The sequence below is a fragment of the Streptomyces sp. WAC00040 genome, from assembly GCF_056835925.1.
This window is the reverse complement of sequence record NZ_JAKQZE010000002.1, coordinates 1,088,513-1,101,632: the sequence shown is the minus strand read 5'-3', so window position 1 is coordinate 1,101,632 and position 13,120 is coordinate 1,088,513. Positions and strand designations below refer to the sequence as shown.

At 70.6% G+C, this 13,120-nt stretch carries 17 protein-coding genes; 9 read left to right on the top strand and 8 right to left on the bottom strand.

Features of this window, described 5'->3' with window-relative positions:
* Nucleotides 1–143: 143 nt before the first annotated feature.
* Nucleotides 144–974 carry an SDR family NAD(P)-dependent oxidoreductase gene (locus MDN94_RS24490; RefSeq protein ID WP_482728003.1) on the bottom strand — a complete coding sequence of 277 codons (831 nt, stop codon included), beginning with the start codon at nt 972–974 and terminating at the stop codon, nt 144–146.
* 374 nt (nt 975–1,348) lie between these two features.
* Between MDN94_RS24490 and MDN94_RS24485 the strand changes: the two genes are divergently transcribed.
* Both MDN94_RS24485 and MDN94_RS24480 read left to right on the top strand, forming a co-directional pair.
* On the top strand, nt 1,349–2,428 hold the full coding sequence (locus tag MDN94_RS24485; protein ID WP_482728002.1) for an NAD(P)H-dependent amine dehydrogenase family protein: 1,080 nt from the start codon (nt 1,349–1,351) through the stop codon (nt 2,426–2,428).
* Nucleotides 2,425–2,904 (top strand): carboxymuconolactone decarboxylase family protein, encoded by a 480-nt coding sequence (locus MDN94_RS24480; RefSeq protein WP_482728001.1) that lies wholly within the window; start codon nt 2,425–2,427, stop codon nt 2,902–2,904. Before MDN94_RS24485 ends, MDN94_RS24480 begins: the two co-directional genes overlap by 4 nt.
* A 37-nt stretch (nt 2,905–2,941) precedes the next feature.
* Here the strand turns inward: MDN94_RS24480 and MDN94_RS24475 are convergent, their stop codons facing one another.
* Complete coding sequence (locus tag MDN94_RS24475) at nt 2,942–4,597, bottom strand: GMC oxidoreductase (RefSeq protein ID WP_482728000.1); 1,656 nt, start codon at nt 4,595–4,597, stop codon at nt 2,942–2,944.
* A gap of 105 nt (nt 4,598–4,702) precedes the next feature.
* Nucleotides 4,703–4,852, bottom strand: coding sequence for a hypothetical protein (locus MDN94_RS24470; RefSeq protein ID WP_482727999.1), 150 nt, complete (start codon nt 4,850–4,852; stop codon nt 4,703–4,705).
* A 72-nt stretch (nt 4,853–4,924) separates the two neighbouring features.
* Between MDN94_RS24470 and MDN94_RS24465 the strand changes: the two genes are divergently transcribed.
* Nucleotides 4,925–5,149, top strand: coding sequence for a hypothetical protein (locus MDN94_RS24465; RefSeq protein ID WP_482727998.1), 225 nt, complete (start codon nt 4,925–4,927; stop codon nt 5,147–5,149).
* Between the two features lie 94 nt (nt 5,150–5,243).
* On the opposite strand, the gene MDN94_RS24460 is transcribed toward MDN94_RS24465, so the two are convergent.
* On the bottom strand, nt 5,244–6,470 hold the full coding sequence (locus MDN94_RS24460) for a PP2C family protein-serine/threonine phosphatase (protein ID WP_482728230.1): 1,227 nt from the start codon (nt 6,468–6,470) through the stop codon (nt 5,244–5,246).
* Between the two features lie 243 nt (nt 6,471–6,713).
* On the opposite strand from MDN94_RS24460, the gene MDN94_RS24455 reads away from it, so the two are divergent.
* Complete coding sequence (locus MDN94_RS24455; protein ID WP_482727997.1) at nt 6,714–6,905, top strand: DUF2795 domain-containing protein; 192 nt, start codon at nt 6,714–6,716, stop codon at nt 6,903–6,905.
* A 170-nt stretch (nt 6,906–7,075) separates the two neighbouring features.
* Nucleotides 7,076–7,534, top strand: a complete 459-nt coding sequence (locus MDN94_RS24450; protein WP_482727996.1) for an AAA family ATPase — start codon at nt 7,076–7,078, stop codon at nt 7,532–7,534.
* Nucleotides 7,535–7,639: 105 nt separating this feature from the next.
* Here MDN94_RS24450 and MDN94_RS24445 read toward each other — a convergent pair whose 3' ends face one another.
* The 3 genes from MDN94_RS24445 to MDN94_RS24435 form a co-directional block, all read right to left on the bottom strand.
* Complete coding sequence (locus MDN94_RS24445; protein ID WP_482727995.1) at nt 7,640–7,969, bottom strand: DUF2795 domain-containing protein; 330 nt, start codon at nt 7,967–7,969, stop codon at nt 7,640–7,642.
* Between the two features lie 8 nt (nt 7,970–7,977).
* Nucleotides 7,978–8,178, bottom strand: a complete 201-nt coding sequence (locus MDN94_RS24440; protein WP_482727994.1) for a hypothetical protein — start codon at nt 8,176–8,178, stop codon at nt 7,978–7,980.
* 79 nt (nt 8,179–8,257) lie between these two features.
* Nucleotides 8,258–9,358 carry a carboxylate-amine ligase gene (locus MDN94_RS24435; RefSeq protein ID WP_482727993.1) on the bottom strand — a complete coding sequence of 367 codons (1,101 nt, stop codon included), beginning with the start codon at nt 9,356–9,358 and terminating at the stop codon, nt 8,258–8,260.
* A gap of 215 nt (nt 9,359–9,573) precedes the next feature.
* Between MDN94_RS24435 and MDN94_RS24430 the strand changes: the two genes are divergently transcribed.
* The 4 genes from MDN94_RS24430 to MDN94_RS24415 all read left to right on the top strand — a co-directional run bounded on the left by MDN94_RS24430 (nt 9,574) and on the right by MDN94_RS24415 (nt 12,248).
* Complete coding sequence (locus MDN94_RS24430) at nt 9,574–10,101, top strand: hypothetical protein (protein WP_482727992.1); 528 nt, start codon at nt 9,574–9,576, stop codon at nt 10,099–10,101.
* A gap of 254 nt (nt 10,102–10,355) precedes the next feature.
* Nucleotides 10,356–10,811: a DUF6098 family protein gene (locus tag MDN94_RS24425; RefSeq protein WP_482727991.1), complete on the top strand. Its 456-nt coding sequence runs from the start codon at nt 10,356–10,358 to the stop codon at nt 10,809–10,811.
* An 83-nt stretch (nt 10,812–10,894) separates the two neighbouring features.
* A complete protein-coding gene (locus tag MDN94_RS24420; protein ID WP_482727990.1) occupies nt 10,895–11,242 on the top strand; it encodes a hypothetical protein in 348 nt (115 codons plus the stop codon).
* Nucleotides 11,243–11,378: 136 nt separating this feature from the next.
* Entirely contained in the window at nt 11,379–12,248 is an 870-nt protein-coding gene (locus tag MDN94_RS24415; RefSeq protein WP_482727989.1) for an MBL fold metallo-hydrolase, read from the top strand.
* A 118-nt stretch (nt 12,249–12,366) separates the two neighbouring features.
* Here MDN94_RS24415 and MDN94_RS24410 read toward each other — a convergent pair whose 3' ends face one another.
* Nucleotides 12,367–13,092 (bottom strand): DUF6766 family protein, encoded by a 726-nt coding sequence (locus MDN94_RS24410; RefSeq protein WP_482727988.1) that lies wholly within the window; start codon nt 13,090–13,092, stop codon nt 12,367–12,369.
* Nucleotides 13,093–13,120: the final 28 nt, after the last annotated feature.

Here is a 13,120-nt window from a genome sequence, read left to right as displayed (position 1 = left end):
CTTGGCTGTTCGGTACGAACCGCCGGGAAGTCTTCAGTGGGCCGGTGTCGCGCTGCCGCCACCGTGGTGGCCGGTTACCCAGAATTACGTGAACACGACACCCATCGGGTCCGGGGTCGCCCGCCCCCGGCGCCGGTGGCCTCTCAACGCACCTTGTGCGGCTCTCCGACGAGGCGGTGCGTCAGCTCCATCAGGCGCTTGCGGGCGTCGGCGTCGTAAGCCTGTTCGTGGGCACGGGAGTCGGTGAAGCGGTCGAAGTAGCGGCCCGTCACGCCGGCCACCTCCGGGTCGGTGACCAGCCGTACGGTCGGCCTGACGCCTTCCTCGACGCCCACGACGGGCTTGAGGCCGTAGTCCCGCACCCCTCGGGTGTCCATCAGGTGCGCCGGATGCAGGGCGTTGACGGTGACACCCGTGCCGGCGAGTTCCCCGGCCAGCTCGAAGGTGGCCATGATCAGCGCGAGCTTGCTGCGGCAGTAGGCGCGCAGCCCCTCGTAGCCCCGCTCCAGCATGACGTCGTCGAAGTCGATGCGCTCCTGTCCGATCGAGGCGACATTGACCACGCGGGCGGGCACGGAGGACGTCAGCAGCGGCAGCAGGCCACGGACGAGGGCATACGGCGCCAGATGGTTGACGGCGAAGCGCAACTCGTGTCCCTGGGCGCTCAGTTCGCGCCGCAACGGCTCGGAGCCGCCGCCGGCGACGGCGTTGTTCACCAGTGCGTCGAGCCGCGTTTCTTCGGCCAGGATCCGCTCGGCCATCGCCTGCACCTGGCTGAGGTCCGCCAGATCGGCGAGGTAGGTGCGCACGGTGGTCCCGGGTGCGGTCGTCCGCACCTCGGCCGCCACCGCGTCGAGGCGTACCCGGTCACGGCCGTGGAGCAGCACGGTGCCGCCGCGCTGCGCGAGGTCGAGCGCGATACCGCGGCCCAGCCCCTGGGTCGCGCCGGTGATCAGAGTGGTGGGTCGGTTCATGCCGGTCATCCTGGCGGTCGGGCAAGTAGGCAGGGAGTGTGTGCTGAGCCTGGTGTCACCACCACCAGGCTCAGGTCCGGTCCTGACGGTGTACGTCGGCGTCCGGCGATCGGCCCCTGGGCCGCCAGACAGGTCTGCCGCAGGCGACGCGTCGACCGGCCGGTGTACATCCGAGGCGGCGCGGGAACAGCATCACGGCATCCCGGCGGGGCACTACGAGCGGATGGGTGCACTTCTCGCGCCGGCTTCGGACTGACGGCTGCGTCGCGGGCCGTACGCCGCACGGTCGGACATGGCTCGCCGGAGGACGACCGGGCGAATGCCCGCAGTCATGGCTCTAGGAACCTTCAGGCGCCGGAGTTACCCTCCGGCGCATGATTTCCACGGTGGTCTGGGGAACGGGAAACACAGGCCGTGCGGCGATCCGTGCCGTCGCGGCCCACCCGGCGCTGGCGCTCACCGCCGTCATCGTCCACAACCCTGCCAAGATCGGCCGTGACGCGGGTGAACTGGGCGGACTCGGCCACCGGCTGGGGATCGCGGCGACCGACGACGTCGAAGCCGTGCTGGCGGCCGGTCCGCGGGCGGTGGTGTACGCGGCGACCGGGGACGTCCGCCCCGACGAGGCGCTCGCCGACGTCGTCCGGGCGATCAGGGCCGGGGCCGTCGTCGTCACCCCGTCGATGTATGCCCTCTACGACCCGCGGAACGCCCCCGCCGAGTTACGGGACCCGGTGCTGGCCGCCGTCGAGGCGGGCGGCGGCTCACTGTTCGTCTCCGGCGTCGATCCCGGCTGGGGCAACGACGTACTGCCGCTGCTGATCAGCGGGCTCGGCACCACCGTGGACGCGATCCGCTGCCAGGAGATCTTCGACTACTCCACCTACGACCAGCCCGACTCGGTCCGGTATCTGATCGGCATGGGGATGCCGATGGACTACGCGCCGCCGATGCTCGCGCCGACGGTCCCCACCATGGTGTGGGGCGGACAGATACGACTGATGGCGAGGGCCCTCGGCGTCGAACTCGACGAGATCCGCGAAACCTTGGAACGCTGTCCGCTGGACGGCGCCGTGAGCACCAGGACGATGGGCGAGTTCGGGGCGGGCACCCAGGGCGCGGTGCGTTTCGAGGTGCAGGGAATCGTCGGTGGCGAACCCCGCATCGTCGTCGAGCACATCACCCGCATCCACCCGTCCTGCGCGCCCGGCTGGCCGGCGCCGCCCGACGGCACTGGCGCACACCGGGTGATCATCGAGGGCCGTCCGCGCATCGAGGTCACGGTCGAGGCGACCGACGAGGACGAGAACCGGTCCGCGGGCGGCAACGCCACCGCGGTGGGCCGGCTGGTGAGCGCCGTCGACTGGCTCGTGGACGCGCCACCGGGCCTCTACGACGCGTTGGACGTCCCGCTGCGCCCGGCGATCGGCAGACTGGGAAGGAGACGACGATGAACATCGACATCCCCGAGGGCAGGAACCCGATCGAGTACGTATGGGGAGAGATGGTCCCCGGCATCGGCAAGGCCGCCTCCGACTTCTCCCTGGCGGTGTACGCCCACACCACTCTCGGGCTGCGGGAGTTCGAGGCCGCACGGCTGCGGATCGCGGAGATCAACGGCTGCTCGTTCTGCCTGGACTGGCGGACGGAACGCGACGGCCGCACGGTCGAGGACGGCTTCGCCGACGCGGTGATCGGCTGGCGCACCACCGACGCCTTCGACGACCGCACGAGGCTGGCCGCCGAGTACGCGGAGCGGTACGCCACCGACCACCACGGCCTCGACGACGGGTTCTGGAGCCGGATGACGGAGCACTACAGCCAGACCGAGATCGTGGAGCTGAGCATGAGCATCGGCGCCTGGCTGGCGTTCGGCCGGCTCAACCATGTGCTGGGGCTGGACACCATGTGCGTCCTGCCCGGTCACTGAGCCGGCCGAGACGGTCCGGTCGCACCGGCCGTCGCCGTCACAGGTCCGTGGCGATGATCTTTTCGATGTTGCGTTCGGCGAGCGCCGTGATGGTGACGAACGGGTTGACACTGGTGTTGCCGGGGATCAGCGAGCCGTCGATGACGTAGAGCCCCGGATGGCCGTGGAGACGGCCGTAGTTGTCCGTCGCCCGGTTCAGTACGGCGCCTCCCAGCGGGTGGTAGGTGAGGTGGTCGCCCCAGATCTTGTACGCGCCGAAGAGGTCGGTGCGGTAGATCGTCCCCTCCTTGGCATTGATCCTGTCGAAGATCGTCCTCGCGGCGTCGATGGAGGGCTGTTTCCATGCGGTCTGCCAGTCGAGGACCACCCTGCCGGCGGCCGCGTCCCAGGAGAAGGCGGCGCGGTGCGGGTTCCTGGTGATGGACAAGTAGAAGGACGCGTAGGTCTCGATGCCGGTGGGCAGGGGCGCGACCTCGGCGAACGCGCCGCCGGCGCGCCAGTTGTCGATGCCCGCGGTGGGCATGGACGCCTGGAGTCTGCCGGTCGCGTCCCACATGTGGTTGGCTCGGCCGCACATGACGTTGCCGTTGTCGCCCCAGCCCTTTCCGATCTCGCCGTTGAGGCCGGGCAATACACCGGTGGCCTTCAGCCGGGTGAGGAGTTTGCTGGTACCGACGCTGCCGGCCGCGAAGAACACCTTGTCCGCTGTGACGGCCTTGACCGCGGTGACGTCGCCGCCGGTGTTCAGCTGCTCCATGACGACCGTGTAGCCGCCACCGCCGGCCGGTGCGACCGAGGTGACCTTGTGCAGTGCCGAGACGAAGACCCTGCCGGTCGCGGCGGCACGGGCGAGGTAGGTCTTCGGCAGGGACTTCTTGCCGTGGTTGTTGCCGAAGAGGACCTCGCCCGCGAGCGCGGACGCGGGAACGGTGCCCGCGGCCTCCTGCTCCAGGTAGTCCCAGTCGTACACGCCCGGTACCAGGACGAACGGGAAGCCGGAACGCTCGGCGTGCTTCCGGCCGACCCGGGCGTACTGGTAGCAGGCGGCGGATTCCCACCAGCCCCGGTCGACGACGCCGACGCCCAGCGCGGTGTTGGCGCGCGGGTAGTAGACGTCGTACATCTCGTCGGCGTTCACCGACGGAAGGACGGCAGGGAAGTTCTCGCGCCGGGGCGTCACGGCCATGCCGCCGTTCACCAGTGAGCCGCCGCCGACACCACGGCCCTGATAGATCGTGATGCCGCCGAACTCCTCCGCGTCGAGGATGCCGGTGTACCGGGGGACGTCCTTGTCGAGCGGGAATCCGAGGAAACCGCTGAGCGGCTGCTTGGTCCGGGTACGCAGCCAGAAGGAACGGTGGTCGGGCCTCGTGGTGTTGGCGAAGATCCTGCCGTCCGGTCCCGGGGTGTCCCAGGACATTCCCATCTCGATCATGTGGACGTCGACGCCCGCCCGTGCCAGGCGCAGGGCGGCGACCGAGCCTCCGTATCCGGTGCCGATGACCAGGGCGGAGACGTGTGCCCCGTCCGGGATCGGGGCGGCGGCCGGGGCCGGGAGGGCGGAGGTCGCGCGGGCGGCCGAGGGGCCGTGACCCGTAATGATCACGGCCCCCAGAATAGAACCGGTTCCGGCTATGAGCTGACGACGTGACGGTCCTCTGTCACCGGGGCCCGACAAGGGTGCAGCGCTCATGTGATGTTCCTCACTCTTGAGTGAATGGGAACACGTTCTACTGCTGCGCATACATGAAGTCACGGCATACCTGAAGGTAACTTCCCCGGTGCCGCGGCAGCGTCGCTACCGGAACCGGGACGCGTGCACGGCGTAGGCGAGCGCCTGATACGCCCTCGGGTTCAGATGCAGGTGGTCGCCGACCTCGCAGGCCGGGAACGACTGCCGGGGCCTGCCGCTTCCCTGCCGCCGGCCCGGACATGCGTCTTCGGCCACGGGGTACACCGAACACACGTGTCAGAAGCAGGAACGGCTCTCCGTCCGGAACGGGAAGGGAGTGCAGCGTCCATGGCCGGAACCGAGAAGTCTCCGCAGAACGACCGGGAACGCCACCAGGACAAGGAACGCAGGGAGGCCGACCGCGGCCCGGGAGCCCACTCGGGACGCGAGCAGCAGCCACAGGAGCGCACGGTTCCTGGGACAGCGAGCGCTACGGAGGGTTACAACTCCCGCGGTACGGGCAGCGGGGAATCCCTGGAGGGGGTACAGAAGGACGACGAAGAGAGCTCCTGACGGGACGCACGGTCCCGCGGCCGTCCCGCCGCCCCCCTCACGTCCAACCGCCGAGCCGTCCGTCCACCGTCCGGTGAGCCGCGCCGTCGGCGTCTCACCGGTCCGGCAGGGGCACTCCGGCCACCGGGGCGGTACTCGCGGTGGAGAGTCTTTCCGGGCCGAGCCATTCGCACAGCAGGATCGTGGCGTCGTCCTGGAGCCGGTCGTTGTGGTGCTGCCGTAGCGCGCGCATCAGCCGGCGCAGGGTTTCCGGAACCGGCAGGCCGTCGGCGTGGTGGCGGATCAGGAAGTCGACGAAGGCGGCGAGTCCGAACTCCACACCGGCCGCCGTGCGTGCTTCCGTGATGCCGTCGGTGTAGAGCACGATGCGGTCGCCCGGCTGCAGGTGCTCCCTGCACACCGTGACCGGCAGGTCCAGGTCGCTTCCCATGGGGTGGGAGGGAGGGCAGTCCAGCAGGCTGCTCCAGCGTCCGCCCCGGATGACGACCGGGGGATGATGTCCCCTGCTCGTCCAGGTGAGGACGCCGGTGGTGGTGTCGAGATCGGCGAGGATCCCGGTGACGTAGCGGTTGTGCCCGAACTGTTCCAGGATCACCTTCTCGATGGCATCTCCCAGTTCGGCGAGGCCCGCTCCCTGGCGGCGGCGGTTACGGCAGGCGCCCACGGCGAGGTTCGCGGTCAGACCGGCCGCTGTGTCGTGCCCCATGGCGTCGAAGACGGACAGGTGGACGACGTTCCCCGCGGCGGCGTAGTCGTAGGCGTCACCGCTGACCTGGTAGGCGGGTTCCATCACGGCTCCGATGGTGACCCGCCCGTCCGCGTAGGTGCGCGGCGGCATCAGCTGCCACTGCATCTCCGCGGCCACGTTCATCGCTCTGCTGCGGCTGAGACGGGCGTAGGAGTCGCTCGTGACCCGGCAGCTGACCACCAGCATCGCCACCAGCGAGGCCAGCGCCAGCATGGTCTCCTGGGCGCTCTCGTCGTCGTCCGGCGCGGCGACGTGCAGCACCCCGAGGCGCTCGGTGCCGTCGAGCAGCGGGATCCACCAGCCATGTGCCCCGTCCGTGCCGGTCGCGCCGGCCGTGATACTGCCGTACTGGTAGGCCCGCCCCGCCACCGAGCCCTCGACGGGCACCTCCGCCGGGTGCTTCCCCTCGGGAGGCCGGCTCCCCGCCGGGAACAGCCGCAGCACATCGCGCTGGAGATCACCCAGGTAGATCAGGACATCGGTGAGACCGGCGGTGGCCGCGTGCCGGGAAACCAGCCCGGGCAGGTCGTCGAAGGACATCACATGACTGTCGGCGAGCAACCCCACCAGCATGCGCCGCACGTCCGCGTCCCGGTCGCTCACGTCACCACCCACCCACCGTCGGGAACGATGCCCGGCCCCGTGCCTGGTCCTTCCACGGTCCCACACCGATCCCCGGCGACAGAGGCGACGCACGGCCGTCGATCCGCCTCCGGTCGCCCCTCCACGTCGCCGGAGCGGCGGGCCGCGCTCCATTGGGGTGACTTGGGTGGCATCCGGTGTCCGTCTGCGACAGCCAGGGGTATCCATCGGCGCATGGACGTGAACCCCATCGAAATGCAGAAGGCCCTCGGCGGCGTGAACTACCCGGCGTCGAAGGAAGAGATCGTCGACCAGGCGAGCAAGCACGGAGCGGGCAAGGACATCATGTCCGCCCTCGGCTCCCTGCCGAGCAAGAGGTACGACTCGCCGGCCGCCGTGAGCAAGGAGGTCAGCAAGGAATCCTGAGCCCACCGTTCCCCCGGCGGCAGTCCCGCACCGCGGCCGCGCACCGTCCCCACCGGGCAGTGCGCGGCCGCAGCAATGCCTACGGGGCGTCCCGACACGAGGACGGTTCGCCGGGCAGCGGACGTCCGGCCTCGTCGGTGAGAGGCTCGACGAAGTGGACTCGACCGGAGATGGCGGTCCTCGTCGGACTGCAGGCGTCGGGGAAGTCGACCTTCTACAGGGAGCACCTCGCCGAACGCTACGCGCTGGTCAGCAAGGACCTCTTCCCGCGCTCGGCCCGGCGCAGGCAGCAACGGCAGATGCGGCTCATCGAGGACCTGCTCGTGTCCGGGAGCCCGGTGGCCGTCGACAACACCAACCCCTCGCCCGAGGAGTGGACCCCGCTCATCCGTGCGGCCCGTGCGCACGATGTCCGGGTGACGGCCTACTGGTTCCCCCCGGACGTCACCGGGTCCCTGCAACGCAACGCGGCGCGTGAGGGCCGGGCGCGGGTGCCCGACGTCGGCATCCACGCCACGCGCGGCCGCCTGCGCGAGCCGACGACCGCGGACGGCTTCGACGCCGTGGTGGAGGTGCGGTTCGACGGGGAGGGCGGCTTCGTGACGAGGCGGGTCGGGACGCCGGACTGACCGGCCGCTCGCCACTGGACGGCTGACGCACCAGATGGCGGACCCACCGCCGTGGGGCGTCAGCCGTCCAGGCTCGCCGCGGTCCTGGAGGGCCGCGGTACCCGCTCAGCGGTCCAGCTCCTCCTGGATCGGCGTCTTCGACGCGTCACGCAGATGCTCCGACAGCCCCGGCTTGCCGCCCTTGCGCACCTGTTCGGCCTTCTGGCTCGCGTTGTGTCCGAGGTCCGAATCCGTCCGGACGGAACGCGCCACGTCGTCCCGGCTGTCGCACCGCTCGGGCGGAATACCGCGCAACGCCTTGACGACCTCCCTTGAGGCGCCTGCCCCGCGCGCCGCCGACATCAGCTTCTCCTTGTCGGCCGGGAAGTCGACGTCCTTGATCGCTTTCAGCACCTCCGGCACGTTGGTGTGCGCCGTGGGAAACCTCCTTGCCACGCGCACGACTACTCTTCGTAGTCCTCAGGCTTGACCCCGGCCTCGTCCAGTGCCTCGCGCATGGTGCTCCCGGACGGCCGGCGTTCCTCCTGTGCCGCGTTCCGTCCCTGCTCGGTCTCTGTCGCGGAGCCGTCGGCCTCCGCCGATTTCTCCGTGACGACCTCGTCGGTCGTTCGCGTCTTGGGCCGGTTCTCCTCGGGCACGGTCATCGTGGCGCTCCTCCCGTTCGATCGTCGCGTCACGCCGCACGAGTACCCGGGAACCGCGGGTCGAACATGGGGTCCGCGGTCACGGTGCCGTGGTTTCGGAAGTGATCAGGTCGATCACTGCCCTGAGGCCGCCCTCCGCGAGCGCCCGCCGTTGGCGGTCGGCGGGCGTGCCCTGCTGGAGAAGGCGATGGACGAGCGAAATCACCTCACGGGTGTCGCCGGCGGCGTCCAGCGCGGGCGTGATGTGCTCGATCAGCTGCGCGACGACGTCGCCGGCGCTACGGCGTTCGCCCGTCGCCGTGATCAGGTGACCGCTGAGACCGTAGCGGGCGGCCTGCCAGTTCGCCGCCTGCATCAGCTCCGGAGCGATGACGGGCGGCGGGGTGCCGGCCGCCGTCTCGTGGATGGCGGTGACGACCAGTGCACGCACGATCCCGGCGAACATGACCGCTTCGTCGGCCCGCAACTGCACGTCGGGACACCGTACTTCCACGGTGGGGAAGCGGTCGGACAGCCGGATCTGCCAGTACAGCTGTCCCTTGTCGGAGATGATCCCGCTGGCGAGCAGCGCCTCGATCCGCTCCCTGTGGTCGGTGAGGTCCCGGAACGCGGGCGGCGGGCCGCTCACGGGCCAGCGGCCGAAGATCAAGGTGCGCCAGCTGGCGAAGCCGGTGTCCTGCCCGTCCCACAGGGGCGAGTTCGCCGACATGGCGACCAGGACGGGCACCCAGCCCCGCAGCCGGTTCAGGACGGCCACGCCGACTTCCGGACTCGGGACCGCCGCATGGATGTGCATGCCGCTGACCAGCTGCTCCGCGACCAGCTGCGGGGCCTGCACCCGCATGGCGCGGTAGCGGGCCTGCTCGGTCACCGGCGCGTTGACCGGGCCTCTCCTCGGCGGTGTCCCGCAGGCCGCGAGGCGGCACCCGTGGGCCTCCGCGGCGGCGCCGAGCGCGTGGCGCAGGCGCAGCAGGTGGCCGCCTGCCTCCTCGAGCCGGGTGCAGACGGAGGTGGCGACCTCTACCTGCACCTGCAACAGCTCGGACTGCAGTTCGTGCTCGTCGACGAGTGGTTCGAGGCCCGCGGCCGCACGCACCTGTTCGGCCATCGGTACCGGCAGCCCCGTCTCCGCGTCGAGCAGCAGGTACTCCTCTTCCACGCCCAAGGTCACCGGCTCCATGGAGGTCAGTGTCGCGGGACGGACGCCGTGATCGGTGGACGACACAGTGGTTTGCACGAAAGCACGCGCCGAAGCGCGTCCGCGGGGCGAAGCGGTCCACCCGCCCGGTGTGGGCGAAGCCACTGCCTTGTGGTGACCCACGCCATTTCCCCAGGTGACCGGCGGGGATAGCGTTGCGGCGCACATCGCTCCCCAGGACCACATCGGACGCCACAGTGCACGCAGACCTGACCTCTCTGATAGCGGCGACAGCCCAGTGGATGTCGCGCGCCTTCCCGTCGGGAGGTGGCGTGCTGGATTCCGCCCTTTCCCACGCGCAGGCGCATCAGGCCGTGACCGTGGCCGCGTCGCTGCGCTATCCCACACCCGTGGACGCGGCCCTGGTCGCGGTCGCCGGTGCGGGAGGGTCTGCCCGGCTGGACTGGATCACCGGCTCCGACGGGGCCGGGCTCGACGACTCCGAGGAGTACGCCTGGCGCACCTGGGTCGACGAGGTCGTCGCCAGCTGGGCGGCCTGCCTCCTCGCCAGCCCGGACCTGGCATCGGCGGCGGTGGCAGCGCTCGGCGACGGCGGACACGGCGACGGAACGCCGGCCGGGTTCCGCCGCCTGGTGGATCCGGATGAGCACGACCGGCGCGCCGGTGCCCTGCTGCGCCACCCCGACCTGCTCGAACCCGTCGCGGAGCTCCACCGGCCGGCCCTTCTGTCCCGCCTGTGCGCGGGCCGGGCGATGACCGCCTGAGCCTGCCCCCTCACCTGCGGCGAGCCGCCGACCGCTCCCAGCTCGCCCGGCTCTCTCCCCCCTGCCCCGTGGCACACGGCACCCACGCCCGCCGGACAGCTCGATGGCGTTCGTCGCGGTGATCCGTCACGGTGAAGTTGGGCCGACCGCACGGTCACGGCAGGGCGCAGCCGTTCATCCGGCGACGTGCTCGCGGCCTGTCGCACGCATCCGACGGGCAAGAACGGGCAGTGCCGGGCAAGAATCGAGGGGACATGAGCGAGAACGACGCAATGCCCACCTTCGGGAGCATCGAGGCTCTGACGGAACTGGTCACGGCCCGGCAGGGGCTCTACGTACGGTGGTCACGTGGACCCGAGCCGGACCTGGGCTCGGTCTCCAGCACCGACGACCTGACGGGCGCTTCCATGCCGGGCCTGTCCGCCAGCCCGCTGGACATGGAGTCGTGGTGGGGTGACCGGCCCATACGCACATGGGTCGCCCGCCGGCTGTACGACTACTCCCATCTGCCTCGGGTCAAGGACGAACGGGCGCGGCCGTGGGTCCTGCACGGCCGGGAAGCGGGCCGCGGTCCGGACAACGAACCGCTTGTCCGCGATGTGGAACCGCTCGGCTGGATCGCCGACGAGGTCATCAGCGAGGCGACAGCGGTGATCGAGCGGCAGCCGGGGCGCTGGGGCCCACTGGACCGCGACGCGCAGACCCCGTGAGAGGCCGGGGGCGCATTACGGCACGCGGAGCGGGCAGCCTCTGACCGGAGATCGCCACGCGGCGAACGGCATCGGAGGCAGTGATGGTGTCCCACGCTTTCGAGGACGGCGTTCTGGTCGTGACCCTGCACAACGCCACCGACGTCGGCCGAAGATCGGCGTTGTCGCAGGAGATCAGCGATCTGGTGCACGCCTACCGGCCGAGTCCGGTCGTGGTCGTGCTCGAGGAGCCGGCCACCGGCGGCGTCACCGTCAGCGCCATACTGAAGGCCCACCGTATGTGCAACCACCTCGGTGTCCTCATGGCCGTCGCCACGCACAGCGCGCCTGCGCGACGCCTTCTCGAGGCGAACGCCGACAGCGGTGGCACCCGGCTCGTCGTCCACGCCCGCACCGACACGGCGATCCTCTCGGCCTTGTCCGCGGCCTGACGACGACGGCCGCGGGTTCCGGTGGACCGGCCGTCACCCGGGCCCGGGGTTCACGTCGGTCGGCAGGGGCACCCGTGGCGGCAGGGACGCATCGAACGCCCGGAGCCGCGGGGCAGACCGGGCCGAAGGAGACCGTATGTCCGCCGACCCGGGCCTGCCGGTCAGTATCGATTTCATCGGCAACGCCACGACCCTGATCCGCTACGGCGACCTGACCCTGCTGACGGACCCGAACTTCCTGCACCGCGGGCAGCACGCGTATCTCGGTCACGGACTCGTCAGCCGCCGACTCACCGAGCCGTCGATGGGGGTCGGTGAGCTGCCTCACGACCTGACCGCGATCGTGCTCTCGCATCTGCACGGCGATCACTGGGACCGTGTGGCCCGCCGCCACCTCGACCGGTCACTGCCCCTGATCACGACGCCGCACGCCTCCCGCCGCCTCCGCCTCCTGCACGGCTTCCGCCGGGCCGACGGGCTCCGGCCGTGGCAGAGCCACACCCTGTTCGGCGAGGACGGCAAGGCGTCCGTGACGGCCCTGCCCGGCCGGCACGCCGGCGGAGCCCTGCGGCCCCTGCTGCCGCCGGTGATGGGCAGCCTGCTGGAGTTCGGCCCGCCGCGAGGCCCGGCACGTCTGCGGCTCTACATCTCGGGCGACACGCTGCTGTTCGACGGCATCGACGCCATCGGCCGCCGGTATCCGGACATGGACCTGGCGGTGCTCCACCTCGGTGGCACACGTCTGCCGGGCGGATTCCTCGTGACCATGGACGGCGCGCAGGGCGTGGAGCTCGCCGAGCGGCTGCGTCCGCGCTGGCTGCTGCCCGTCCACTACGAGGAGTACACCGTGATGACGTCCCCGCTGACCGACTTCCTCCACGCTGCCGAGGAGCGGGGCCTCGGTGAGCGGGTCGTCCACTGCGGACGCGGCGGCCGCGCCGTCGTCGCACCGGGCGAGCCGCCCGTCGTCCGGCAGCCCGCCCCCGGCGCGGGCGTGCGGCCCTGATCGCACCGGTCCGGGACGGAACACCGCTGTGGCCGGCTCGTTCCGGAGAGGGAGCCGTGACATCCGCCCGCCGGTACGTCGGCTGACGAAGGGCCGGACGCGCTGCCGAGCGGGACGTTCAGCCTTCGACACCGGTCGCCGTGTGCGCCGCGCCCACGGGTTTGGACTCCGGTGATCCGCGTTGCCTGAGGTAGACGGCGAGGACGGCCATGGAGCCGATGGCGAGGAGTTCGGACTGCCAGTTCTGGAGTGTCCGGCTCCAGAAGTCCGCGGAGGAGAGATAGTCGGGCCAGCTGGTCGGGGCCTGAAGCCCGCGCAGCTGCTGCTCGTTGTAGGAGGCGACACCGGCGACGGACTGGGCCAGCCACGACAGCAGGAAGATCCCGCCCATGACGAGCCCGAGAGAGCGCGAGTAGAGCGTTCCCCGCCAGCCCCTGGCCGCGGCCCAGCGGGGCGAGTCCTCCCTGGCGTGCTCGCCGACCATCTGCTCCTCGTCCGATTCGATACCCGCCTTGTGCAGTTCCTTGGACTCGGGTGAACCGCGTTGCAGCAGCCAGACGGTGCCGAAGATGTACAGGAAGAACTGCAGGTACTCGGACTGCCAGTTCTCGGTGACATCGACAGCGAAGTCGGAGGAAGCCACATAGGCCCCGAAGCTGACGGGAGCGAGGCCGTCGGCGATCAGCTGGTTGTTGAACTCCGCGTGTCCCGCCACCGCCTGTCCTGCCAGGGCCAGCAGGAACGCCGCCAGGAAGACCAGACCGAGGCTGTTGTGGTGCAGGAACCGCCATACGGGACGACGGGTCGGTGCGCTGCCCTCGTCGGCAGTGGCCTTGGAGCTCATCGGTGCATCAGCCCCAGCGCCAAGAAGT

Coding starts and splice junctions, on each gene's coding strand:
- MDN94_RS24490 (WP_482728003.1), bottom strand. CDS start 974: ATGAACCGACCCACCACTCTGATCACCGGCGCGACCCAGGGGCTGGGC.
- MDN94_RS24485 (WP_482728002.1), top strand. CDS start 1,349: ATGATTTCCACGGTGGTCTGGGGAACGGGAAACACAGGCCGTGCGGCG.
- MDN94_RS24480 (WP_482728001.1), top strand. CDS start 2,425: ATGAACATCGACATCCCCGAGGGCAGGAACCCGATCGAGTACGTATGG.
- MDN94_RS24475 (WP_482728000.1), bottom strand. CDS start 4,597: ATGAGCGCTGCACCCTTGTCGGGCCCCGGTGACAGAGGACCGTCACGT.
- MDN94_RS24465 (WP_482727998.1), top strand. CDS start 4,925: ATGGCCGGAACCGAGAAGTCTCCGCAGAACGACCGGGAACGCCACCAG.
- MDN94_RS24460 (WP_482728230.1), bottom strand. CDS start 6,470: ATGCTGGTGGGGTTGCTCGCCGACAGTCATGTGATGTCCTTCGACGAC.
- MDN94_RS24455 (WP_482727997.1), top strand. CDS start 6,714: ATGGACGTGAACCCCATCGAAATGCAGAAGGCCCTCGGCGGCGTGAAC.
- MDN94_RS24450 (WP_482727996.1), top strand. CDS start 7,076: ATGGCGGTCCTCGTCGGACTGCAGGCGTCGGGGAAGTCGACCTTCTAC.
- MDN94_RS24440 (WP_482727994.1), bottom strand. CDS start 8,178: ATGACCGTGCCCGAGGAGAACCGGCCCAAGACGCGAACGACCGACGAG.
- MDN94_RS24435 (WP_482727993.1), bottom strand. CDS start 9,358: ATGGAGCCGGTGACCTTGGGCGTGGAAGAGGAGTACCTGCTGCTCGAC.
- MDN94_RS24425 (WP_482727991.1), top strand. CDS start 10,356: ATGAGCGAGAACGACGCAATGCCCACCTTCGGGAGCATCGAGGCTCTG.
- MDN94_RS24420 (WP_482727990.1), top strand. CDS start 10,895: ATGGTGTCCCACGCTTTCGAGGACGGCGTTCTGGTCGTGACCCTGCAC.
- MDN94_RS24415 (WP_482727989.1), top strand. CDS start 11,379: ATGTCCGCCGACCCGGGCCTGCCGGTCAGTATCGATTTCATCGGCAAC.
- MDN94_RS24410 (WP_482727988.1), bottom strand. CDS start 13,092: ATGAGCTCCAAGGCCACTGCCGACGAGGGCAGCGCACCGACCCGTCGT.